The 20,159-nt window shown below is 56.1% G+C and carries 24 protein-coding genes; 16 read left to right on the plus strand and 8 right to left on the minus strand.

Features of this window, described 5'->3' with window-relative positions:
• Positions 1 to 551: 551 nt before the first annotated feature.
• The 9 genes from BAQU_RS10010 to BAQU_RS10050 all read left to right on the plus strand — a co-directional run bounded on the left by BAQU_RS10010 (position 552) and on the right by BAQU_RS10050 (position 5,229).
• Entirely contained in the window at positions 552 to 1,148 is a 597-nt protein-coding gene (locus BAQU_RS10010) for a ParA family protein (RefSeq protein ID WP_094695267.1), read from the plus strand.
• Entirely contained in the window at positions 1,145 to 1,381 is a 237-nt protein-coding gene (locus tag BAQU_RS10015) for a hypothetical protein (RefSeq protein ID WP_094695269.1), read from the plus strand. The genes BAQU_RS10010 and BAQU_RS10015 overlap by 4 nt, the downstream gene beginning before the upstream one ends.
• Before the next feature lie 131 nt (positions 1,382 to 1,512).
• Positions 1,513 to 1,890: a hypothetical protein gene (locus BAQU_RS10020; protein WP_094695271.1), complete on the plus strand. Its 378-nt coding sequence runs from the start codon at positions 1,513 to 1,515 to the stop codon at positions 1,888 to 1,890.
• Entirely contained in the window at positions 1,883 to 2,674 is a 792-nt protein-coding gene (locus BAQU_RS10025) for a hypothetical protein (RefSeq protein WP_094695273.1), read from the plus strand. The genes BAQU_RS10020 and BAQU_RS10025 overlap by 8 nt, the downstream gene beginning before the upstream one ends.
• A 49-nt stretch (positions 2,675 to 2,723) precedes the next feature.
• A complete protein-coding gene (locus tag BAQU_RS10030) occupies positions 2,724 to 2,903 on the plus strand; it encodes an antitoxin VbhA family protein (RefSeq protein WP_094695275.1) in 180 nt (59 codons plus the stop codon).
• Complete coding sequence (locus BAQU_RS10035) at positions 2,900 to 3,763, plus strand: Fic/DOC family protein (RefSeq protein WP_094695277.1); 864 nt, start codon at positions 2,900 to 2,902, stop codon at positions 3,761 to 3,763. The genes BAQU_RS10030 and BAQU_RS10035 overlap by 4 nt, the downstream gene beginning before the upstream one ends.
• Positions 3,764 to 4,065: 302 nt before the next feature.
• Positions 4,066 to 4,323, plus strand: coding sequence for a hypothetical protein (locus tag BAQU_RS10040; RefSeq protein WP_123645017.1), 258 nt, complete (start codon positions 4,066 to 4,068; stop codon positions 4,321 to 4,323).
• Between the two features lie 7 nt (positions 4,324 to 4,330).
• Complete coding sequence (locus tag BAQU_RS10045; protein ID WP_158215701.1) at positions 4,331 to 4,672, plus strand: hypothetical protein; 342 nt, start codon at positions 4,331 to 4,333, stop codon at positions 4,670 to 4,672.
• Positions 4,673 to 4,674: 2 nt separating this feature from the next.
• Complete coding sequence (locus BAQU_RS10050) at positions 4,675 to 5,229, plus strand: recombinase family protein (RefSeq protein ID WP_094695283.1); 555 nt, start codon at positions 4,675 to 4,677, stop codon at positions 5,227 to 5,229.
• Positions 5,230 to 5,272: 43 nt separating this feature from the next.
• Here the strand turns inward: BAQU_RS10050 and BAQU_RS10055 are convergent, their stop codons facing one another.
• Together BAQU_RS10055 and BAQU_RS10060 are read right to left on the minus strand one after the other, a co-directional pair.
• Entirely contained in the window at positions 5,273 to 6,493 is a 1,221-nt protein-coding gene (locus BAQU_RS10055; RefSeq protein ID WP_094695285.1) for a hypothetical protein, read from the minus strand.
• Between the two features lie 11 nt (positions 6,494 to 6,504).
• Entirely contained in the window at positions 6,505 to 7,806 is a 1,302-nt protein-coding gene (locus BAQU_RS10060; RefSeq protein WP_094695287.1) for a Y-family DNA polymerase, read from the minus strand.
• 382 nt (positions 7,807 to 8,188) lie between these two features.
• Between BAQU_RS10060 and BAQU_RS10065 the strand changes: the two genes are divergently transcribed.
• From BAQU_RS10065 to BAQU_RS10085, 5 genes are all read left to right on the plus strand, one after another.
• Positions 8,189 to 8,899, plus strand: coding sequence for a hypothetical protein (locus BAQU_RS10065; protein ID WP_094695289.1), 711 nt, complete (start codon positions 8,189 to 8,191; stop codon positions 8,897 to 8,899).
• Positions 8,896 to 9,228: an LPD28 domain-containing protein gene (locus BAQU_RS10070; RefSeq protein WP_094695291.1), complete on the plus strand. Its 333-nt coding sequence runs from the start codon at positions 8,896 to 8,898 to the stop codon at positions 9,226 to 9,228. Before BAQU_RS10065 ends, BAQU_RS10070 begins: the two co-directional genes overlap by 4 nt.
• A 54-nt stretch (positions 9,229 to 9,282) precedes the next feature.
• Positions 9,283 to 9,609 (plus strand): hypothetical protein, encoded by a 327-nt coding sequence (locus BAQU_RS10075; RefSeq protein WP_094695293.1) that lies wholly within the window; start codon positions 9,283 to 9,285, stop codon positions 9,607 to 9,609.
• A 421-nt stretch (positions 9,610 to 10,030) separates the two neighbouring features.
• Positions 10,031 to 10,663, plus strand: coding sequence for a hypothetical protein (locus tag BAQU_RS10080; protein ID WP_244568527.1), 633 nt, complete (start codon positions 10,031 to 10,033; stop codon positions 10,661 to 10,663).
• A 220-nt stretch (positions 10,664 to 10,883) separates the two neighbouring features.
• Complete coding sequence (locus tag BAQU_RS10085; RefSeq protein WP_094695295.1) at positions 10,884 to 11,258, plus strand: hypothetical protein; 375 nt, start codon at positions 10,884 to 10,886, stop codon at positions 11,256 to 11,258.
• A 76-nt stretch (positions 11,259 to 11,334) separates the two neighbouring features.
• On the opposite strand, the gene BAQU_RS10090 is transcribed toward BAQU_RS10085, so the two are convergent.
• Complete coding sequence (locus tag BAQU_RS10090; RefSeq protein WP_094695297.1) at positions 11,335 to 11,700, minus strand: hypothetical protein; 366 nt, start codon at positions 11,698 to 11,700, stop codon at positions 11,335 to 11,337.
• Positions 11,701 to 11,914: 214 nt separating this feature from the next.
• On the opposite strand from BAQU_RS10090, the gene mobC reads away from it, so the two are divergent.
• Both mobC and BAQU_RS10100 read left to right on the plus strand, forming a co-directional pair.
• Complete coding sequence (mobC, locus tag BAQU_RS10095) at positions 11,915 to 12,280, plus strand: plasmid mobilization relaxosome protein MobC (RefSeq protein ID WP_158215702.1); 366 nt, start codon at positions 11,915 to 11,917, stop codon at positions 12,278 to 12,280.
• Between the two features lies 1 nt (position 12,281).
• On the plus strand, positions 12,282 to 13,718 hold the full coding sequence (locus tag BAQU_RS10100) for a relaxase/mobilization nuclease domain-containing protein (protein ID WP_094695301.1): 1,437 nt from the start codon (positions 12,282 to 12,284) through the stop codon (positions 13,716 to 13,718).
• Positions 13,719 to 13,722: 4 nt separating this feature from the next.
• On the opposite strand, the gene BAQU_RS10105 is transcribed toward BAQU_RS10100, so the two are convergent.
• Genes BAQU_RS10105 through BAQU_RS10125 form a run of 5 tightly spaced genes read right to left on the minus strand, consistent with a single transcriptional unit; the run spans position 13,723 to position 20,159 of the window.
• Positions 13,723 to 15,093 carry a hypothetical protein gene (locus tag BAQU_RS10105; RefSeq protein WP_094695303.1) on the minus strand — a complete coding sequence of 457 codons (1,371 nt, stop codon included), beginning with the start codon at positions 15,091 to 15,093 and terminating at the stop codon, positions 13,723 to 13,725.
• Positions 15,094 to 15,105: 12 nt separating this feature from the next.
• A complete protein-coding gene (locus BAQU_RS10110; protein WP_094695305.1) occupies positions 15,106 to 15,789 on the minus strand; it encodes a hypothetical protein in 684 nt (227 codons plus the stop codon).
• A 26-nt stretch (positions 15,790 to 15,815) separates the two neighbouring features.
• Positions 15,816 to 17,330 carry a CHAP domain-containing protein gene (locus BAQU_RS10115; RefSeq protein WP_094695307.1) on the minus strand — a complete coding sequence of 505 codons (1,515 nt, stop codon included), beginning with the start codon at positions 17,328 to 17,330 and terminating at the stop codon, positions 15,816 to 15,818.
• Complete coding sequence (locus BAQU_RS10120; RefSeq protein WP_158215703.1) at positions 17,330 to 19,846, minus strand: VirB4-like conjugal transfer ATPase, CD1110 family; 2,517 nt, start codon at positions 19,844 to 19,846, stop codon at positions 17,330 to 17,332. Before BAQU_RS10120 ends, BAQU_RS10115 begins: the two co-directional genes overlap by 1 nt.
• Positions 19,737 to 20,159, minus strand: a complete 423-nt coding sequence (locus BAQU_RS10125; RefSeq protein WP_094695311.1) for a PrgI family protein — start codon at positions 20,157 to 20,159, stop codon at positions 19,737 to 19,739. Before BAQU_RS10125 ends, BAQU_RS10120 begins: the two co-directional genes overlap by 110 nt.

A 20,159-nucleotide genomic window follows, 5' to 3' on the forward strand; every position in this document is an offset into this window, starting at 1 on the left:
TGATACTTCGTACTTGTTGTCCCCCTCTCTTTCGTACTTGTTGTCCCCTAACACCTAGAAATCTTCGTACTTGTTGTCCCCTAACTTCGTACTTGTTGTCCCCTAACCTAGTACCTATTCCATTACGGCAGTAAGGCTGAGATGGTGTCCCATATAGTTTTTCATATAGTCTTTTACATATAGATAACACATATAGAGCACACGAGATGACATCCGCAAAGGGTTTTCTGATGTTTGAATGAGGGACTGCCGCCCCTCCACCCCGCCGAGCTGGATCAGCTCGACCATGCCCCTGGCACTGCCGCACGAATCAACTCTGTCGTTGATTCGCTTGGCTTCGAATATGTCTGCGTGCTGGAAGTGTGAAGAAAAATGCCAAAATATAACTAGTTAGCTAACTAGTTATATAGTTAGTTATGTATAAGGAGTTTCCGGCAGGAATGCCCTGTATAACCTCATTGGCTAACTAGTTAGCAGAAGAGAGCGGAGCGAATCGTTGGAAGCTAACTAGTTATATAGTTAGTTATATAGTTAGTTGTGGAAGGAGTCCTATGTTAATTGCCATTGCAAATGCAAAGGGCGGGACGGCCAAGACCACGTCATCCGTCTATCTTGCCCTGGCCGCGACCGTTCATGGCGAGAAGGCCCTGGTGCTTGATGCCGATAGCCAGGACAGTGCCAGTACATGGGCGGATGCGGCAGAGGATGAAGGTCAGCCGTTGCCCTTCGAGGTGGTGGCCACGAAGCTCTCCACCATAGCGAAGGCGGTGAAGAGGGATGCGCGGGAAAGAGACGTGTGGCGGTTCATTGACTGCCCGCCGAGCGGCATCATGCTCGACAAGGCCATCGAGGCCGCCGACTTTACCATAATCCCGACCTCTGAGTCGTCGCTGGATCTCACCCAGGCATGGCAGACCTATTACGCCATCAAGGACTCCGTGCCGGCCGCAGTACTCATCGTCAAGTCGGAGATGAACACCACCATGCACCGTGACACGCTGGAAGCCTTGGATAAGGCCAAGACCCCCCGCTTCGAGAGCATCGTGAAGAAGCGGCAGGAAATCGTCAAGAGCAACGGCCACAGGCCGAAGAAACTATTTGAATACGCAGACGTGTACAGCGAACTGAGAAAGGAACTCGGACTATGAAGGGCCAACCGAACAGCATGATGAAGCCACCCACCAAGAAGGCGGAAAGCGTCAAGGGAATATTCAGACCTGATCCCGATACCGAACAGGGCGGCGACGCCCAAGTGCTCATGGCCGTCAACGTGAAGCGCAGCACCAAACAGGATCTGAAACTCTATGCGGCGTCCCACGACCGCAAGCAGAAGGAGATCGTTGAAGATGCAATCCTCGAATACATGGAAAATCATAACTAGTTAGTTAGCTAACTAGATAGTTTAACAAAGGATAGGCGGGTGACACCGCCTATTAAATTGACTATATAACTAACTAGTTATATAGTTATATAGTTATATAGTTAGCTAGTTACGGTCAGAAGGAGAATGGCATGTCTTTCATGTCTGGTGACTTTGTGTATGTGGCAGGCAATCTGGCGACGGATCCCCGCATGGGGCAGTTTCCCGCTAAAGATGGGATGTATGACGAGGTGGTGTGGATGACCGTGGCTGTGAACCATAAGGATAAGGCGACGGAGTATGTGGAGTTGGAAGCTCGGGGCAAGACCAAGGAATACATCAAGAACCTGATCGCATCGCCTGTAAAACCGTTGAGCAAGGGTACATTCATCATGGCCGGCGGCAGCCCTGCGAAGGCCAAGGGGAACAAGCGCAAGCTGAAGCTTGTGGTGTTCAGCAGTGAGACGAGCCTGGGCTATGACGTGCTTAACTGGGATCGACTGCGCGGGAATGGGCAGGCCGATGAGTAGACGCTACTATCCGCGCCGGCGGACGCGAAGATCATTGCCCTTGCTGGCGACGCTGATCGTCCTGGCCGTATTCGCGGCCTGGCAGGGGTATGGCAGGAATATCACCGCCGACTCCAGTTCCGCTCAGGCCAACGCCACGTCATCCTCTGCCTCGTCGCCGTCTGCGTCGGGATCCTTCGCATCGGCGTTCAAGGCTCCCATATCCTATGCGACCGCGTTGCAGTATGCGCGGCAGGAGAGCGTGGCTACGCCTCATCTCGCCGGGTATAGCCGTGACAGCCAGTTCGGTGACTGGCAGCACAGCAGTTCCCTATGTGGGTATGGCACGACCAGGGATTACGTGCTGAAAAGGGATATGACGCATGTGGTCATGAACCAGTATTGCAAGGTGCAGTCCGGCAACTTCCAAGATCCCTACACGGGCGAGAGCATGCATTTCGTCAAGGGAGAGAAGACCAGCAGTCTGGTGCAGATCGATCATGTCGTGGCCGTGCAGGACGCCTGGGCTTCCGGCCTGTGGCAGGCGTCCAGGGCGGGGGAGCGGGTCGCCTATTACAACGATCCCGATGTACTGCAAGCCGCTGACTCTACAAGCAACGAGGCGAAGGGCGCCGGCGTGGACTGGGACGCGACAAGCAACCCAGTATGGCTGCCAGACAACATGGCCTGGCATTGCGACTACATGGCCAAGAGAGCCTACATCAAGCACAAGTATCAGCTCACGATGAGCAGTGCGGAGAAGACGCAGACCGTGAACCTGCTCACCCAGTGTGTGACCCGTTGAAATGCTGCCGTTTATGGGATAATGGAATGTGTGATTCAAGGAGGATGCGATGGATGAGCGAACACGGCGAAGTCTGGTGATCCGCGATGCCATGCATTCCTCCGAGCTTGAAGGCGGGCGCGTCACTGACGCGTATCGTCGTGATGCGCAGGATTACATTGATGGCCACATCGACGAGGATGGGCTGATTCGACGCACACGTGCCCGGTATGGTCTGGAAACAATATGAATGGTGATGCGGATGCGGATCCGTATCTGATTCCCGGAACGAATGTACTGCATAACAAAGTCAACGCCCATGGTGAGCAGGCGTTGGCCGATGCCGAGAATGATCTGGTCAATGCCCGTTACAGCAAACTCGCCAGTATGCCTCTCAGAGCCGAGGGCACGGTCGGGCAGTTGCAGTGGATTCACCATTACCTGTTCCAGGACGTGTACGAGTGGGCGGGACGGATCCGCACCATCGATATGAGCAAGGGTGGAGGCAGTGTCTTCCAACCCTTGCAACTCTTCCCCACAGGCGTGCAGTACGCCGAGGAAACGCTGCGCAACGATCATATGCTGCAAGGTTTGGATCGCGGCCGGTTCATTGAGCGTCTGGCCGTCAACTTCGACAACTTCAACACCCTGCATCCCTTCCGTGAGGGCAACGGACGCACCCAGCGCGTCTTCTGGACGCTGATAGCCCGTGATGCCGGCTGGGGGTTGGACTGGTCGCAGGTATCCAAGCGCGAGAATGACATTGCCTCGTTCATCGCCCACGAGAACGTGGACTATAGCTTGCTGGAAGCCATGTTCGACAAGATCACCCAGCCATTGCCACCTGAACAGGATCTTCGACTCCTGCCGGCCATCGGCTTCAAGCCCGGTGCAGATGAGGCGCCAGGGCAGCCGAACGTGTACCAGGTGCTTTCCGACAGTGAGTACGAGCGGCAGCGGCAACGCTACAGCTACCAGACCAAAGGCAGTGTACAGGCGAAGAAGACTGCCAGTGATATACGCCAGGCACTCAGAGCAGGAACCAAGCAACTCAAAACAGAGCAATCCCCTTCCGACGTCACGCAGCAGAAGCGTAAGCGGGGGAGATGAATTGTGGGCGGCTGCCCACACCTGCCGAGCTGGGTCAGCTCGATCATGCTACTGGCACTGGCGCACGAATCAACAACCACGGTTGATTCGATTGCCTATGGTGATAGCTGTGTAGGTTAACTCTTGGTGCATTAAACGAACGTTTTCTATACAATCCCACGGCTCGATGTTTCGGGCCGTTTTCCACGTCGGAACGTGTGTAAAAACCCGTGTAGGAATCAGAGTGTAGTAATGGCTTGTGTATGTTGAGTATTTTCACATATGAACATGCAAGTAGCACGAAAGTGTGCTACACATATATTATGTCTTCAAGAATGGTGTTTGCCCGCTCGGCCGAGCGTCATGGTTACACGGTCGCCGACGTGCTGTTTGCGTATCAGCATCTGATTCGACGTAAGGTGCTGGTGCGCGGTGGTGAGCGCTATCTTAAGTTCACTGGACGGCACCACGGAGACCCGCTGGTGCCGAGTCTCGAGGTCATGATGAAGATTATCCCGGGTCAGGGCATCGTGGTGTTTCATGTGAACGCCGAACAGGGCAACTTTTGGGATAAGGATTGAAAGGTAGGTGAATCTCATGGCATTGCAGGATGAAACGTGGCAGTGGGATGATTCTCAGGCGGTAGAGAGTACCGGTGCTCAGGCTCAGGTCGAGGCCGACCGGGATTTAATGGAGGCGGCCGGCACCGATAATGTTGCGGATGCCGTGGCTGTGTTGATGGGCAGGCCCCGGCTGGGGGACAGGCCCCGGGAGAAGAGCGTGCAGATTCATTTCAAGGCTTCCGAGTCGATGGCCGCTTTTGTGGACGAGCAGCGTGAACGTTCGGGACTGCGCAACAAGTCCGAGTATCTGCGCATGCTCATCGAGCAGGAGATGAAGCACCAGCACCACCGGTTGCAGGCCGCGTGACCATGATCGTCGGTTACGCCAGGGTTTCCACCCTGGATCAGAACGAGCAGTTGCAGACCGACGCGCTCACCAAGGCCGGCTGCGAACGGGTGTTCACCGATCACGCGTCCGGTGTGAAGGCTCACCGGCCCGAACTGGACCGTCTGCTCGATGTGATCCGCGAGGGTGACACCTTGGTGGTGTGGAAGCTGGATCGGTTGGGGCGTAGCGTGCAGAACCTCGTGGATCTCATGAGCCTGTTGCAGTCCAGAGGAGTGGGGTTCAAGAGCCTGACCGAGAACATGGACACCACCACGCCTGGCGGGGTGCTGATCTTCAACGTGTTCGCCGCGATGGCACAGTTTGAACGCGACCTGATCCGGGAACGCACCAACGCGGGATTGCAGGCCGCCAGGGCAAGAGGACATAAGGGCGGCAGGCCATCGAAGCTCGATGACAGGGAACGCGCCAGGATCCGCGAACTCTACCAGAGCCGTGCGCTCACCGTGCAGGAGATAGCCGACCAGTACCACGTCAGCCGGAAAACCATCTACAGCAGCATCAAAAACACGAAGTAGATTCGACGATTCCTTGAATCTCCCGTATATGGGGTTATAGAACCTAAGTCGATTGTTTTCTTTCGATATAGCTGTTTATGTAGTCTTTAACATCTTCGCGGCTGATGGTAACGTGGGATCTCATAATATTTAAAAAGTTTGAGTTAACTCCGTCTACACATAGGATTTCATTGAATATCACATCGTTCACACTGAAGCGTGCGGACGAAGGGAGTGATCCCTCGGGTCCTTCTTTTTGAGACATGCCGAAGGTAGCCGGAGTCCTTGGTCTTGCATCAGCGTAAGAAATGTTTGAGGGAATCGTCAGTAGGCAATCGGTGTTGAATACAACATTGTCCAGGTAAAACAATCCGAGAAATTCAGCGCCCGCAAGGTCAACCGGATGTTCTTTGCTGGCTTTGAAGCGAGAACCAGTCGTGGTCAACAGTGCTTGCTCATTTTCCGTGTCTTGTGAGTTGAACGTGGTGTGTTCTATCACTGTGTTCTTATTCACATGGATACCTGAGAAGTCGGCTCCTGCCTCGAAGGTGCAACCACGCAAGTTGATCATTTTATTGAAGTGCGCGTGTGAACATTGGAATGTTCCGCTCATCGTGATGTTGTCGAGGGTGAATCCACTGTTAAAGGTCGCGTCGTTCAGATTCATTCCTAGGATGGTGCAGTCGGACAGGTAAAAGCTTTCGAGGCACTCGGCACCATGAAGGTCGAGAAAAAGGTCATCCCGCCACCTGACGTCTAAATGACCTGACAGGGTGCCATGAAGCAGGTTGATGATATGGGATTCGCAGACGTTGTCCTGAGTCCTCTTCGAACGAAGGTAACCGCATAGGAGGTTGATGATCTCCTGCTGCAACGACTGGTCGGCGTTGCCGGCTTCGATTAGTGCGTGAACCCCCGCCATGCGTGTGATCGTGTTCTCGCTGCCGAAGAGTGCAATGGCCTCACCGAAGCGGCGGCGATCAAGTTGATTTACTGTCCGCCGTTCCTCACGTAGCCCTGCCTGACGTTCCTGGTATTTGATAACCAGGTAGCCGACAGCTCCGATACCGCCGACGATGGTCAGACTGATTCTGACCACCTCCAGGATGTTCTTGGTCTCGGGGTGCAGGTCCCAAATCATTGATCCCAGGAACCTGTAGCATATCCCAATAAAGGTGACTGCCGCCAAAAACACCCACAAAGCTATGAAGCCGAGGAGTGTCAACTTTTCACCTAAACTGGCATCTTCCCATTTGTTCCTTCTCGACTTATGTTTTTGTGCCATGTTCCCTGTTCTTACCTCGCCTTGACGACACAGAGTTCGTCCCACCTGGTGGTGCCTCGGTTGCTGAGCCGCTGTCGTTTCATGTTCCACTTCGCGCCGGTTTCCTGTTTTGAGCGGCCTTTGCCTTTTATGCCGGCCCAGCCTATGCCGACGCTTTGCAAACCGAATTTGCGGTTGGCCTGGTCAAGGACCATGCCCAGGCCATTGTCACGTTTCGCGTCCATCCCGTCGAAGGTCTGAAAGGAGGCGGCACTTGTGAGGTTGGCGAGCATGACGCCGGCGCGCACGTATCTGGCGTGCGGATCGATCATGTGGGGGAGCGTGGAGACGGCCGCCCTGGCTATCGTCAGGGGGTCGTCGGCCGGGTCGGGCAGGATAACGCTGCCGCTTCTGGCCTGGTATCCCTGGCTGTAGGGGCTGGTGGCGATGAACACGGTGAGCATGCCTGTGAGTGATCCCTGGCGTCGTAGCCGCGTCGCGGCCTGTTGCGCGTAGGTGCTCACGGCCGCCGATAGGTCGGGCAGTCCCGTGATGGGGTGGCCGAACATGCGGCTGCACATGATCTGCTGTTTCCGGAATCCGCTGATCGCGTCGAAATCATCCAGTTCGATGGCGGGGACGCCCCGTAGTTCCAGCACGGTGCGCTGCAACAATACGGAGAAGTGGTGGCGGATCAGTGCCGGATCCGCGCGGGAGAGATCACCGGCCGTGGTGATGCTCATGCCCTGGAGTCTGCGGGTCAGGCGTCGGCCGACGCCCCACACCTCCGACACATCGATCCGGTCGAGCACATCCGGATCCTGGTGTTTGAGCAGATCCCAGTCACCGATGCCCCCGCCCTGGTGTTTGGTGTAGTGGCTGACGATCTTGGCCAGGGTCCTGGTGGGGGCCGTGGCGATGGTGAGGGGAATGCCGATGCCCCGGAGCACCGTGTCCCTCATGAACCGGCACGCGATCCTGGTGCGTTTCGGGTCCTGGAAGCCACGCAGGAAACATTCGTCGATCGAATAGATTTCCTGGTCGGGCATGATGGATGCCATCAGGCGCATCATCCTGGCGGACAGCGAGGCGTACAGCTCGTAGTTGCTGCTGCGGGCGATCACCCCGTCATGCTCCGCCTGGCTGCGGATCTTGAACCAGGGTAGACCGTTGCTGATTCCGAGCTGTTTGGCCTCTCTGCTACGGGACACCACGCACCCGTCATTGTTGGAAAGCACCACGATAGGCCGGTGCATGAGCTGGGGATGGAAAACCCTCTCACAGCTCGCGTAGAAGCTGTCTGCATCCGCAAGCACAAACAATCGGCTGCCCATAATCTCATCCTTCCAAGAGGATACTCATTCTATGCCGTGGCGATGATGTGATCCGGGGTATCTCGGATCTCACATCAGGGTAGGGGAGACGGACTGCCCTGACGGGCAGGCCATATGCTGTCGATGCACGGCCTCTGACCGTGCATCTCAATGATGGTTGAACGATTGGGTTTTCCTGCCACCTTCCACTCTGGCACAACCCGCTACGAGTCAAACCGGAAGCGTTCTCGCTCACGCCTCGCTTTCGCCCACGGGGATCAAACAGCGTATCCCCTTGGACTTCGCTCCCCGTGTTCTCGCCCACACGCGGTGTGACTCTCCGCTTTCCGTTGTGCCGCCATTCCAGGCGTCAGGAAAACAGTCGGGAGTGAAAGGAACACCAATGACCAGCATCACAACACCATCCAAGAGCCAAAGCACGGAGGATTACGCACCCACGGTGCAACGGCTCATGCGCCTCGGCCAAGAGGAACATATCCCCGACAAGAGCATGAACCAGTGGTGCTTTACCGATGGCGTGGAGAAAATCGAGTTCGACCATGAACAGTTCACCAGAACAACGACAAAGCGGTTCATGCCCGCCATTGAATACCGTTCCAGCACACGATACCTGTACCGTCTGCCCGATTACAGCGTCGTCGTGCTGTGGACGCCGGCGGATTACACCGAGTTCGATACGTATGCGGGCGGCATCACGGTACCCGATGGATACGAACTGTGGATAAACAACGAATGGCTCGTATTGAGTAACGGCATCAGCATCGAGTGCGAATTAGGCAACTGGCCTCCGGCCACACCATTGCACAAGGTGACCGCCGACATCACCAGCATCATCGCCACGCACCACAGTGAAACCGAGAGCAGTGAATCGAACGTCAAATTAGAAGATTACGGTCTTGAAGCCACGGAACCGGACGATGCGGATGTGGAGAACGCCATCATCGACAGCGCATACGATTCCCCGCGCTACGAATACGGGCGTGGCGTGGCCGACCAATGGGCGAAGGAGAAACGAGAGGCGATACACCAATGGATGCGACGTCACAACCAACAAGTCATCAGCAGCCAGCAAAAGAAGGCAGGCAACCGATGAAGACCGTCAGACTCTACCCCGAACGAATCGTGTTGCAGGATGAGCGCCATCGCGATGTGAGAACTCTCGACGTGTACGAGGCCGGAAGTCGTGTGAACACGGACAACCTACCCGAAGGATGGCACCGGTACGCATGGCGCGATAACGGAGGCGAAGGGCACAACGATACCTTCGAAAACTGGGTATGGGTCAATCATATGAATGATTACATCAGCCGGGAGGATGTGAGCGCCCTGCTCGATGAGCAGGGCGGCATGTACTTCGAGTTTGCTGACAATGACCCTGCCATACAGCCCATAGAGATGCCGGAGTCCATCTACCAGCGATAACCACACCATTATGGGGCGCGTCAGTATGCGCCCCACCTTTATGGAAGAAGCAGCATGAGCAGAATACTCACCATCACTATCACCCCAACCACCCGAACCACCACGACCAGGACATGCGTGTGGGAGCAGCGCACCATCTATCAATGGCGGGCGACCATCACCAACGAGTGCGCCAACCGGCTTCGAGCAGCGTTGACGGGGCGCACACCTGACGCGTGGCACTTGGAGAACGACGAAAGCGACGAATGGGAGTTCAACGACGAGGACGATATGGAAGCCATCATCCGACTCATGGCCGGGGACACCCAACTGCCCGACCTGAGCGTCGACATGCCGGAGGGATGCCGACCCGTGGACAGCATCACCGTTCTGGTCAACTAGACGGGCGTGGCGTCGTGGGCTTGCACCGCCGGGACATGGCGGCGGTCGCCCACGGCGGCGTCCGGTCGGGCGCGGATATCGAGCGGGCGATGCCCGCGCCGGAATACGAAAGAGATCAGTGAGGGCATGGGCGCCGCTGTCGCGGCGGCAATATTCTTGTGGCCGAAGGATGGGCACGTTCTCGATGCCTCTTGACGGAGGCGGGGCATCGAGCGGGAAACGGAGCAGCCTCGCGGCTGCCCTTGTTCATTTTTCTTTTTGGCCGGTCGGCTGTCGCCTTGGATCATATCGCAGTCGCGGAACCCGTCAACACGACGCACGCGAGCAGGCTCGGAGCGTCGCTTATGACGGAACCCGCTTGGTGCGATAACGCTGCGCTTGTCCAACCGGCCAAAAAGAAAAAATGTGGGGGAAATACATCATGAACACGACCATTACAGCGCACAGCATGGAACAAGCAGAAGGCAAGCTAGAGCGCATCAGGGCAGCGCGTGAAGCGAGCGAACAGAACGCACGCAACGAGGCGCATGCGATACCGTTCGGGCAGCCGAACATCGAAGGACGCGGCGACATCTACAAGCATGTGAAACAGGAATGGAAGCGTGCGGCGCGGTTGGCGGAAGAGGAGACCCGCGCCTCCGAGCGCGTGGACATGCTCAGCAAAGTGGAGGCATTCAAGGAAAGTGACGACCGGTTGCAGGACGTGCGTGTGGTCGGTCGTACCGGTTGGGCGAGTGTGGGAGCCGCGACCAGCGTCAACAATCTCGACTATTTCAGAAACCAAGTCGCCCAGTTGCAGGCAGCCAACGAGGCCGCGAAAGCCTTCAACAAGACCCACAAAGACGAGAAGAAACAGACCTACGGTGCGAAAATCACGCAACTGAACAAGAAGATCGCCTACCTGGAGCGAATGCAGCAGAAGGCCGAGTCCACACCCATCAGCGAGCATAGCCAGCAGCTCATCGACAGTGGAGCCGTCACCCAATGGCAGAAGAAGCCCGTCTACTACTTCGTGAAAGGACTGCGGAAAGTAGCGCTCACCCTCGATGAATAGGGTAACTTCCAGCCGTCGAAACGCTACCCGCCCATCACCGAGGACGCGCAGCAACGAGTCGCCACCCTCATGCAAAAGTAGGAGCCAGCCGGGTACCCGGGAAGATTCCCGGGCACCCCACAAGCCTTCGCTTCATGCGTTTTTCCCGTCCCGCACACGATGAGGGGCACTCAAAGCCACTCCAAACACCAACCAAAATGAATCGTCAAGGAAGCAGACCATGCACGTATTAACAGACAACCAAGGCCAACCGTTGAACGGTACCAACTCGTTCGATGAACCCATCACCTACGCTGTCACCCGTTTTCACCATGATGGAACACTCGCTGTTATGGCCGTGTACGACAACGAGCAGGGCGACGTGGAAACGTACCCACTGAGTATCAATCTTGCCGCATATGGGTACTATCCAATGCCCGCGCACACGTTCATCGACAACACCTATCTGAACACCATCAAGCCACTCATTGAGCAGGAATACCTGCGTATAGATGACACCATTCGATACGGAACGTTCAACGCAACAGCCACAGATATTGAATTCCTCATTCCCGATATTGAAACTCGGGCCGACGAAAACTGTGAAGACTGGTAATCTAATTCCGCCCATCAGAAACCAGTAGTGCCCCCACAATCGTGGGGGCACTACGTTGTATAAGAGCGTTACCGAATCATTCACCCTGTGCAGGGAATGCCTCAGCATTCTCAGGTGAACCATGTGATTCGGTTCCGGTATCCGAATGATCAGTTGTGTTTTTCTCATCTTGCTTCGCATTATCAGAAGGTAAAGGTTTCGCTGATCTGATCAATGACAGTTGTGGAGACGTAAGCCCGAAAAGTTCATCAATAGCCTGCCTGTTCATGCCATATGTTTTTGTAAACCTATCCAAGTTCTCATGCAACGTGTTCGCTGCTTCCATCATCTTGGACAGTTGAACGAATATCTCTTTCATGTCCTTCAACTTCTCCGCAGCAAGAGCACGTTCACGTTTGAGAACTTCATTACCCAGTTCAAAGCCGTTTGATTTCGATGCCATTGTTTCTCCAATCAAAAGAAAAGTATCGTTTTTTTAGCTTACATAGATATCATAGTTCATAGTTCAAAACTATACTTTTCTAAATACATTTGGAAAACTACCGATGCTGCCCCCTTCGGGGCTAAAATGGGTAGCAAGCATAGCATTGGGGGGACCCCAATGCTCATTCCGGCTTCGCCGGACTGCGGGACACCCGAACCCGATAGGAGCAGCAGTGAGCAACGATCATCACAGAAACAGATCGGTAGAGAAGAAAATCCGTTTCACACCTGAGGAGTGGCAACAGGCGTCGGCCATCCTTGACCAGGTTCGTGAGTATCGGCCGATGTCGTTGAATGAGTTTGTGTGTCAGTCGGTGTTGGGTAAACCTATTACGGTGATTGCTGTGCCTTTGGATTATATGAAGATGGAGGTTCAGGTCAACAAGATCGGTGTGAATGTCAATCAGATCGCTCACCGAGTCAATGCTCAGGATTATGCAACCTTGGAAGAGGTTGAACAGGTGAAGGCTGAGTTGGCTGAGGTACATCGTCTGGTTGGTGAGGCGTGGAAGACATTCAGAGAACAGCAGGGCCGATAGGATGGCCGTAGTCAAGATCGGTCAAGTGAAGCAGACGCTTCCCAAGGCAATGCAATATATCTGTAATCCCGAGAAGACTCGTGACATGGAGCTGGTGAGCACCAATCTTCCAGACGTGGGTAAAGACCCTGCTGCATTTGCACAATATTTTCTTGAAGAGCAGACCCGTATTGAAACTGGCCGTGCCCCGACGAAGACCACGCTGGTGCGTGCTCACCATATCATTCAGTCGTTCGACCCTGGCGATGACATTACCCCGGAGCGGGCGCACGAGCTGGGCGTGGAGTTAATGGAACGAATCACCGGAGGCATGCAGCATTACGTGATCGCCACACATACCGACCGCGACCATATCCACAACCACATCATGCTCAGCCCAGTGAACCTGGAAACGTCGAAGCGGATGAGAGTGCCGCGCACTTATCTCAAACAGCTCAGAACAATCAGCGACGAGCTGTGCCGCGACGCAGGGTTGCGTGTGCTGAAAGAGCCGAAGGTAAAACGGTACGGGAAGAGTCGGCCGGATTTGTACACGCAGTTGAAGGGGGAGAGCGTCAAGGAGTCGATTCGCCTGCGCATCGATCAGAGCGTGGGCAGGGTTGAGTCGTTCGACCATTTGAAACGGGTATTGCGTTCGGTGGGCGTGTTCACGCATGTTCGTGGCAAGTATCTGACCTTCGAGGATGCGGAAACCGGTATGAAGTTCCGTGACAGCAAACTCGGCGAGGCCTACGATGAAATGAACATCATGGTCAAGATCGGCCAGGAGAGTCTGGAGTGCATCAGCTTCAACAAGAGCATGATCGCCAAACAGGATTCGAAGAACGTGAGCATATGGGTACCAGGTACCAGAAGGAAGAAGCAGATCACCGTGCCGCGTGAACGTCTCGTGATCGACGGGCAGACGATCCGTGCATGGCTGCCCAGGGACTCGGACCAGGTGTTGAGCGACCGGCAGGGACGATTCGTGCAGCAGATTCCCACAGAAGGTTTGTACGAGTATTTCACCCCGCCAAACTTGAATATCGACAAGCTGATACGTAATAGTTTCCCACAAGTGTATACAGCGAACCCAAAGCAGCGCAGACGGCTCATGGCGCAAGCGTTCAAGGTTGAGGAAGTCAATAGCGTGGTCAGAGAGATTAGTACGGTACGTGAATACCTGCTCGAAGGTGGCATGACCAGTAAGCAAGCCGTGGACGCGATCAGCAACACAATCCGAGACCGGCAGGCTGACTTGCAGTCGTTGATAGTGGCAAGCTGCGAGGAAGGGTTGACCGGCGAACAAGTGGAAAGCCTGGACGCACAGATCAGCAGTAGCGAGAAGCAGATCAGTGATCTTGCTCGACAGGTTCGAGCCTTGCGCGGCCGTGAGCAGCAGCGCACACGAACCGATGACACTACAGCCCAGCAGCTAGGGAAGCATCGAGGCCGTTGATGGTTTAGAGTCCTGGATCACTGCCGCCGATATTGCCTTCATCGCTACCACTGCTGGGTACACTCCATGAGGGATTGTTGTTGGATTGGTTGGTGTTGGTTGATCCGGATGTGCCACCGGTTGAACGGCGCGTAGTGGATCCCGATGAGCCAGAAGACGAAGAACGCTTCGACGAAGACGAACCAGAAGACGAAGATCCCGAAGATGATTTCGACTGGGATTGAGCCTGCGACTGAGTGGCCTGTGCGGCGGCCGCGTCAGCGGCGGCCTTATCAGCAGCAGCCTTCGCGGCCACGCTATCGTTCACGCTCTTGACCGGGGCAGCCAGAGACGCCTTCGCATCCTGGTAACGTTTCGGATCCTTCACACTCGTATCGGCAAGCACCTTGTTGGCCGTGTCCAACACCTTCTGCAACGCTTCACGGGTCTTGTTGTCAGCAACCTTGCCATGGGAGGAATCAAGCGTGCCCTGAGCAGCCTTCACCGCATGAGTCAGTGACGCCTTCGCATCCGCCAGGGTCTTCGCATCACGCGACACCACCACCGCACGAGCAGCAGTGTTGATGCTTGCGGCGTCGGATTGTAGCGTCTTGGTGGCGTCGGTGATCTGCTGAGTGAGGTCGTTGAGTTGTGTAGTGGTGAGGGTTGTGGAGCATACCGCAGTGAGTGGTTTGGTGTGCCGAGCTTGGGCTTGTTTGAGTGTGGTGAGGGTTGATGGGTCGGTGAGTTGGCCGGCTTGTATGGTGGTGAGCTTCGCTGCCTGCGTATGACTCTTGGTGAGGTCGTTGACGGCGTTTGTTTGGCTTTGAACGGCTGATTGGCACGATTCTATTGCCTGTTGATGTTGAGAGCTGTGCCAGGCTTGTATGCCGCCTATCGATGCGGCGGTGAGCACGAGTATGCCGGCCAGAATGACGGCCGCCTTCACGAGTATGGTGCGGCTGACCGTGGGTAGATGTCTCACTTTTGCCGGAGCCGGCTCGTCAGTGTGCGCGGCCACTGGTTCGAGTTGTTGGGTGGTGGCCTCATTGATGGGTTGTGTCACCTCAACTGGTAGCGGGTGAGAGGATGCTACAGGTTCAGCGGCCGGTGCAGGATCGGCCGGTGGGGTTGAGGTTGATGAGTTGGCGGGTTGGCCGGCTTGCTGTGTGTCGGTCAGGGAGCCGTCAGGGTGGATGACGAAGTGGTGTTGGCCGTTCGTTTCTATGACGTTGAGTGCATGATCCTCTTTGAGCGTGGCGGCATCGCGGACAAGGATCGTCAAGATCATCGCTCGGGCTGCTTGTGCGTCCTGTTCGCGGATCTTACGTCGATGTCCGTTAACCGTCAGGGTGGCCGACCCGTCATCATAGATGGCCGCCGTTGATTGGATCATGGGTGGGTGTCCTTACTGCTGTGGCTGTGTTTCGTTGACCAGGTCATCAGGGATACGGAAACTGAGCTGGTCGGCCGTGGGGTTGACCAGTTTGGTGACCTCCTGTGATTTTTCATCGACGGTCACCGTCCAGGTGTCCTTTTCCTCATCGAACTGCACATCCTGATTGTTATGATCCCAGTACCAGGGGCGAATCGAGGCAGTGACCGTGAAAGTGTAGGTGCGATTCGGTTTCTTCCCGGACACATCCTGCACGGCCCATGTGGTGTAGGGTTTTGACCCATCGCGCTGGATGCCAGCAGTGTGCGCCTTGGCAAACACGCTGTCCCACAGTGATGTGTAGGAGGCAGCGGCAGTCTTGCTCATGCCAGCAGATTGCAAGTCGGCCACAGTGGGTGTAGTGACTGTATCTTCTAGTTTGCTGTAGTTGTCGGCAACCGTGTACACGACGCTGGTGGCCTTGCTGACCACCAGACTAGGCGGGTTCGTGTAACTGTCATCCTCACCGCCCTTACCACCGTCACCGGCAGCAGTGGATGGTGATGCACTGTATCCGAAGGCTTTGTTGGCGATGTCCGCCTGCTGTTCACGGTTACGGTTCAAAGCGCCGACGATCACGACGGTGCATCCGATGATGATGGCCAGCACGACAGCGGTCGCGACCCCGATTAGTGTCCATTTCTTCTTGTTACTCATGATTCTTCTCTCCTTTACGTTTCTCATTAATACCAGTGTGGACTGCGGGACTGCCACTTCGCCCAAGCTCCGCACGGGTTCTTATAGTCGGAGCGAGAGCTGATGTAGGACAGCCCCCATTTAACCTGGGTCACCCCGTTGGTTTTCCAATCGGATCCTGCCGCCGCCATCTTGCTGCCGGGTAATGACTGTGGGATGCCGTAGGCGCCGCTGGAAGCATTCTCCGCATCGACGCGCCAGCCTGATTCGTGATCCCACAGCTGCACCAGGCAGTTGTATTGGGAGTCATCGTTGAGGGCGCTCTTCGCATAGCTTTTCGCATCCGTTCCCGTACCGCCGACGGAGCCGGACGAGGCGCGGCCGAGCGGATTGTGTTTGATCACTGCCTGGCCGGAGGCCACATATGATGCGAGCTGGCTGGTTGTGGGGTTGGTTTGGAAGTATTTGCCGCCTCCATAGTTCTCGATGAGCACGGTTCCATCAGAGACCTGTGCGATGTAGCCGACGTGCCCGTATTGGCCGCCACTCGCACCGAGAATAGCGACGCCGGCCGGTATGGAGATGATGTCGCCAGCAGAAGGCGTTGTGGTGACGTTCCATCCGGGAAGATTGCCGGAGAGTCCCCATTGGCCGCCGTTACCGCCCAGGGGGGTGAGTTGCGCCCACTTGTATTTCCAGGGTGCGGCGGTCACGCCGGCATCACGATTGACGCGCCATGCCACGAAATCGGTGCAGTTGCCGTACTCATAGCCGAGTGGTGACGTGCCGTCATTGTAATGGCCTTTATACGGGTAGTCATCCGTGACTGGATAGTTCGCGCTGCTCGTCTGCGTGTTCTGATCGTTGGCTGCGCCAGGCAGCCATGAGAACAGGGATGTGATCATCGCGATAACCGCCACGATGGACACGATGCCCACCATCAGTGGCATCGACATGGAACTCATGGCAGCGGCGATAGCAGACGCCGCCCGTGTCGTCATCGCCACCGTCTGCCTGGTGATGTTGGCTGACGTGCGTGCAGTAGTCGCAGCAGCCTTTTTCACGGCTTTCTGAGCACTCTTCCTGGCGGCCATGCCCGCTGTCTGCTTCATGGTGCGCTGCGCTGCCTTCTGGGCGAGTTTCTGCGCGGTGGCATGAGTGACATTCCGTGTGATTGATGAGGCAGCATGATGGACGGCGTTCACCGATGTACGGGCTACCCAACCGGTGGTTTTCCGAGCGATGGTTGTTCCGGCTTTCACCCCGGTATTAGCCGCCCGTTTCGCTCCTGATTGCAGGAGCTGTTTCGACTTGTCGCCGACACGTTCGTTCATGTCGCGTTGATCGCGGCCGGTGAGCGTGGAGGTCGTGGAGCGGATACCATTGTTCAGTTTGGAGAGCAGTTTGCTGCGTTTATGTCGTTCGTTGCTCACGATGGATTGTGCGCCGCGACGACGGCCGAGGGCAGCGCCTTCCTTGTGGAAGTTCATGCTGCCCTTGCGCGATTTCATGTTCAGTCGGCCGAACTTGACCGTGCCGGCCTGGTGTGTCCTGGTCTTCATCAGGATTCGCTTTCACCGAACTTAGTGGAGAACAGCCGGTACAGGCCGCTCGTGGTGGGGATGCGCCCATCGACGGGCACGGTGGCGCTGCCACAGCGGATCAGCCCGCAGCCGGCTGGAATGTTGGTGAAGCTACGACGCTGCTCGTCACTGAAGTGCAGTAGGTCGCACAGGGTGTCGGCATCGGTGGCGTTCTGCTTCAACAGGTACAGGAAGTTCGAATTGGCCAGCATGAGCCTGGCATCCTCGTTGGATAGCAGCTCGTCGATGTTTTGGGTGATTCCGGTGGGGATCAGCCCCCATTTGCGTGCTCGCTTGTACAGGCCACGGAAGTATTCGGAGGAGAACGGGTTGGAGAACAGCAGGTGGAACTCGTCGATGTAGAGCCAGGTGCGCCGGCCGCGTGTACGGTTATACGCGGTTCGACGCCATATCTGGTCGAGTACGACCATCATGCCGAACGTTTTCAACTCGTTGCCCAGTGAGGAAATATCCCAGGAAACCAGCCGATTGTCCACGTTCACGTTCGTGTCGTGGGCGAACAGGTTCAGGGATCCGTGCGTGTACAGGTCGAGTGCGCCGGCCAACTCGTGACCTTCCGGCATATCGGAGGCTTCCAGGGATGCTTGCAAGTCCACCAGGGTGGGTTGCACCATTGGTGCACCGTCGTGAGCGGCAGCGGCATGTGACCGGTACAACTGGACAGCACACCGGTCTATCAGGGACTTCTGCGTGGCGTTGAGCCCTTCCTTACCGCCGACCAGGGCGGAGATCATTTGCAGGATGAAATCGGCTTTCTCGTGGATCGCGTCCCCGTCGGCCATCCCGGACTCCAGGCTGATGTCCATCGGGTTGACGGTATCGGTGGATCCTGCGTGGATCTTGATGGTGGTGCCGCCATACGCTTCGATGAGCGGCGCATATTCACGTTCCGGGTCGATGATGATGATGTCATCGTCCGGACGGGAGAGAAACACGTTGGTGATCTCCATTTTCCCGGACTGGCTTTTCCCGGAACCGGTGGTGCCTAGGATGAACCCGTTACCGTTCATCTCCTGAGTGCGGTCAGCGAGAATCACGTTGCCGGACTGTGAGTTCGTCCCATACCAGTTACCGTGCGGTGTCAAGAGTTCCTGCGTGGTGAAGGGGATGATGACCGCTGTGCTGGCGGTGGTCATGGTGCGACGCATCGGCAGGGCACGCACACCGAGCGGCAGTTCGGTGCTGATCCCGTCGAGCATCATGAACGTGGCACGCTCCGCCTGGCAGGAATGCTTGCGAATCGCGGTCATCACCTCTTCGCTCACCTGGTCGCAGTCCTCTTTCGTGGTGCCGGTGATCCCGATGATGAGCACGGTGCTGAGGATCTTCTGGTTCGACTGCTCCAGTTCCTCGCGCAACTGGGTGGCCTCGTCCAAACCTTCGGTCAGACGGTGAGGGATCATGGTTTCGTCATAGTGTGCTCTGCGAGCCTTCTTCTGCTCGTTCATGACCTGCATCTCGAATTCGGCGATCTGACGGTTGAGCATGCTCATACCATCCGCCTGGTCGAACGGTTCGATATGCAGGCTGATGTTCAAGTCGCTCTTGATGGCCGTGAGATCACCGATAAGGCTATCGGAGAGCCAGCGTGGGTAGTCACGCACCCACAACACGGTATGATGCGATGATCCAGACCCGTTCATCATCTCGCAACCCTTGCCGTCAGCATCGAGCTTGATGGCCCAGGGGGCGATGTAATCCTTCGTGTGCATGGACTTGCGGGCTGCTGCGAAATCATCCTCCGTGAACGAGGGCACTTCACCAGGGCGCATCAGGTGCGACAGCAACGCAAGCCGTTGCGTACGGTCAAGCCGTTCGACACGGCAGCCGTCCATAGCGCTCAACATGCCCTGAATCTCTCCATAGGCGCGACTCAGCGCGGCAGACGCCTTCTCTGCATCGCTTTCACGAACCGTCACCGTCAGATACTTCTCCGTGACCACGCTCTTACCACTACCGGAACGCAGCTTGTTCGTGGCAATCCTGTTGAAGTCCTCGCGCCACTGATCGAACTGGTCGCCGGCCAATGGCTTCTGTACCAGGTCGGTCACGTCGGCCTCATCGAGCACGCGGTTGATGACATTCTCCTGGATCCTGGTGCCGGCGCCGAAACTGTTGATGAACTTGGCCCACTGGTCTACCAGAGCTTCTTTCGTGTCCTGCGCCGACGCCACATAGTTGATGTCGGACATGCTCATCGTGATCGACCATTCATCGGATCCCAGGTAGGCGATACCGTCAGGTTTCATCGCCTTGTAGGTGATGACATCACCCGTGCGTTTGGGGGCGGCCGACCATACGCCACGGCTCACGTCATCGTTGCCGGTGACGTGACGGATATGTCCCTTCGCGGAAAGCCGTGTGTCAGCGTTCTTTGAGGTTTTCCTTCTCCTTCCTCTTATCCTGCTTGTGTGCTCTTGCGTTGCGCTGATCTGCTGAGCGGCTTTCGTCCAGTCCTCGGTATTCGTCTGCATAAGTAATGACCTTTCGTGATGCGTAATGATTGATGACATAGCCGATGTACTGTTCGGGCTTCAATCCCTTGGGACGCCACCAGCCCCATGCGGCAATAGGAATCAGTATCGGAAACAGGACATAGAGCGCGACGTTGGTGGCGCTATCCCAGGAAGCACCTTGCGCGTGCAAAGTAATAGCCGTCGCCGCATATGCGCCGCCACCAATGACCAGCATCACGGCAGCAGCACCGAGTTGACGCCAGCTCATGCCAAACATGACCTTCGCCTCATACGCGCGGACATCTTTGTAAACTTGTACCTCTAATGCCAT

The organism is Bifidobacterium aquikefiri (assembly GCF_002259795.1).
Classification (GTDB): Bacteria; Actinomycetota; Actinomycetes; order Actinomycetales; family Bifidobacteriaceae; genus Bombiscardovia; species Bombiscardovia aquikefiri.

Coding starts and splice junctions, on each gene's coding strand:
- BAQU_RS10035 (WP_094695277.1), top strand. CDS start 2,900: ATGAATGGTGATGCGGATGCGGATCCGTATCTGATTCCCGGAACGAAT.
- BAQU_RS10065 (WP_094695289.1), top strand. CDS start 8,189: ATGACCAGCATCACAACACCATCCAAGAGCCAAAGCACGGAGGATTAC.
- BAQU_RS10115 (WP_094695307.1), bottom strand. CDS start 17,330: ATGAAGACCAGGACACACCAGGCCGGCACGGTCAAGTTCGGCCGACTG.
- BAQU_RS10030 (WP_094695275.1), top strand. CDS start 2,724: ATGGATGAGCGAACACGGCGAAGTCTGGTGATCCGCGATGCCATGCAT.
- BAQU_RS10090 (WP_094695297.1), bottom strand. CDS start 11,700: ATGGCATCGAAATCAAACGGCTTTGAACTGGGTAATGAAGTTCTCAAA.
- BAQU_RS10070 (WP_094695291.1), top strand. CDS start 8,896: ATGAAGACCGTCAGACTCTACCCCGAACGAATCGTGTTGCAGGATGAG.
- BAQU_RS10100 (WP_094695301.1), top strand. CDS start 12,282: ATGGCCGTAGTCAAGATCGGTCAAGTGAAGCAGACGCTTCCCAAGGCA.
- BAQU_RS10025 (WP_094695273.1), top strand. CDS start 1,883: ATGAGTAGACGCTACTATCCGCGCCGGCGGACGCGAAGATCATTGCCC.
- BAQU_RS10040 (WP_123645017.1), top strand. CDS start 4,066: ATGTCTTCAAGAATGGTGTTTGCCCGCTCGGCCGAGCGTCATGGTTAC.
- BAQU_RS10080 (WP_244568527.1), top strand. CDS start 10,031: ATGAACACGACCATTACAGCGCACAGCATGGAACAAGCAGAAGGCAAG.
- BAQU_RS10015 (WP_094695269.1), top strand. CDS start 1,145: ATGAAGGGCCAACCGAACAGCATGATGAAGCCACCCACCAAGAAGGCG.
- BAQU_RS10050 (WP_094695283.1), top strand. CDS start 4,675: ATGATCGTCGGTTACGCCAGGGTTTCCACCCTGGATCAGAACGAGCAG.
- BAQU_RS10060 (WP_094695287.1), bottom strand. CDS start 7,806: ATGGGCAGCCGATTGTTTGTGCTTGCGGATGCAGACAGCTTCTACGCG.
- BAQU_RS10085 (WP_094695295.1), top strand. CDS start 10,884: ATGCACGTATTAACAGACAACCAAGGCCAACCGTTGAACGGTACCAAC.
- BAQU_RS10075 (WP_094695293.1), top strand. CDS start 9,283: ATGAGCAGAATACTCACCATCACTATCACCCCAACCACCCGAACCACC.
- BAQU_RS10010 (WP_094695267.1), top strand. CDS start 552: ATGTTAATTGCCATTGCAAATGCAAAGGGCGGGACGGCCAAGACCACG.
- BAQU_RS10110 (WP_094695305.1), bottom strand. CDS start 15,789: ATGAGTAACAAGAAGAAATGGACACTAATCGGGGTCGCGACCGCTGTC.
- BAQU_RS10055 (WP_094695285.1), bottom strand. CDS start 6,493: ATGGCACAAAAACATAAGTCGAGAAGGAACAAATGGGAAGATGCCAGT.
- BAQU_RS10020 (WP_094695271.1), top strand. CDS start 1,513: ATGTCTTTCATGTCTGGTGACTTTGTGTATGTGGCAGGCAATCTGGCG.
- BAQU_RS10125 (WP_094695311.1), bottom strand. CDS start 20,159: ATGGCATTAGAGGTACAAGTTTACAAAGATGTCCGCGCGTATGAGGCG.
- BAQU_RS10105 (WP_094695303.1), bottom strand. CDS start 15,093: ATGATCCAATCAACGGCGGCCATCTATGATGACGGGTCGGCCACCCTG.
- BAQU_RS10120 (WP_158215703.1), bottom strand. CDS start 19,846: ATGCAGACGAATACCGAGGACTGGACGAAAGCCGCTCAGCAGATCAGC.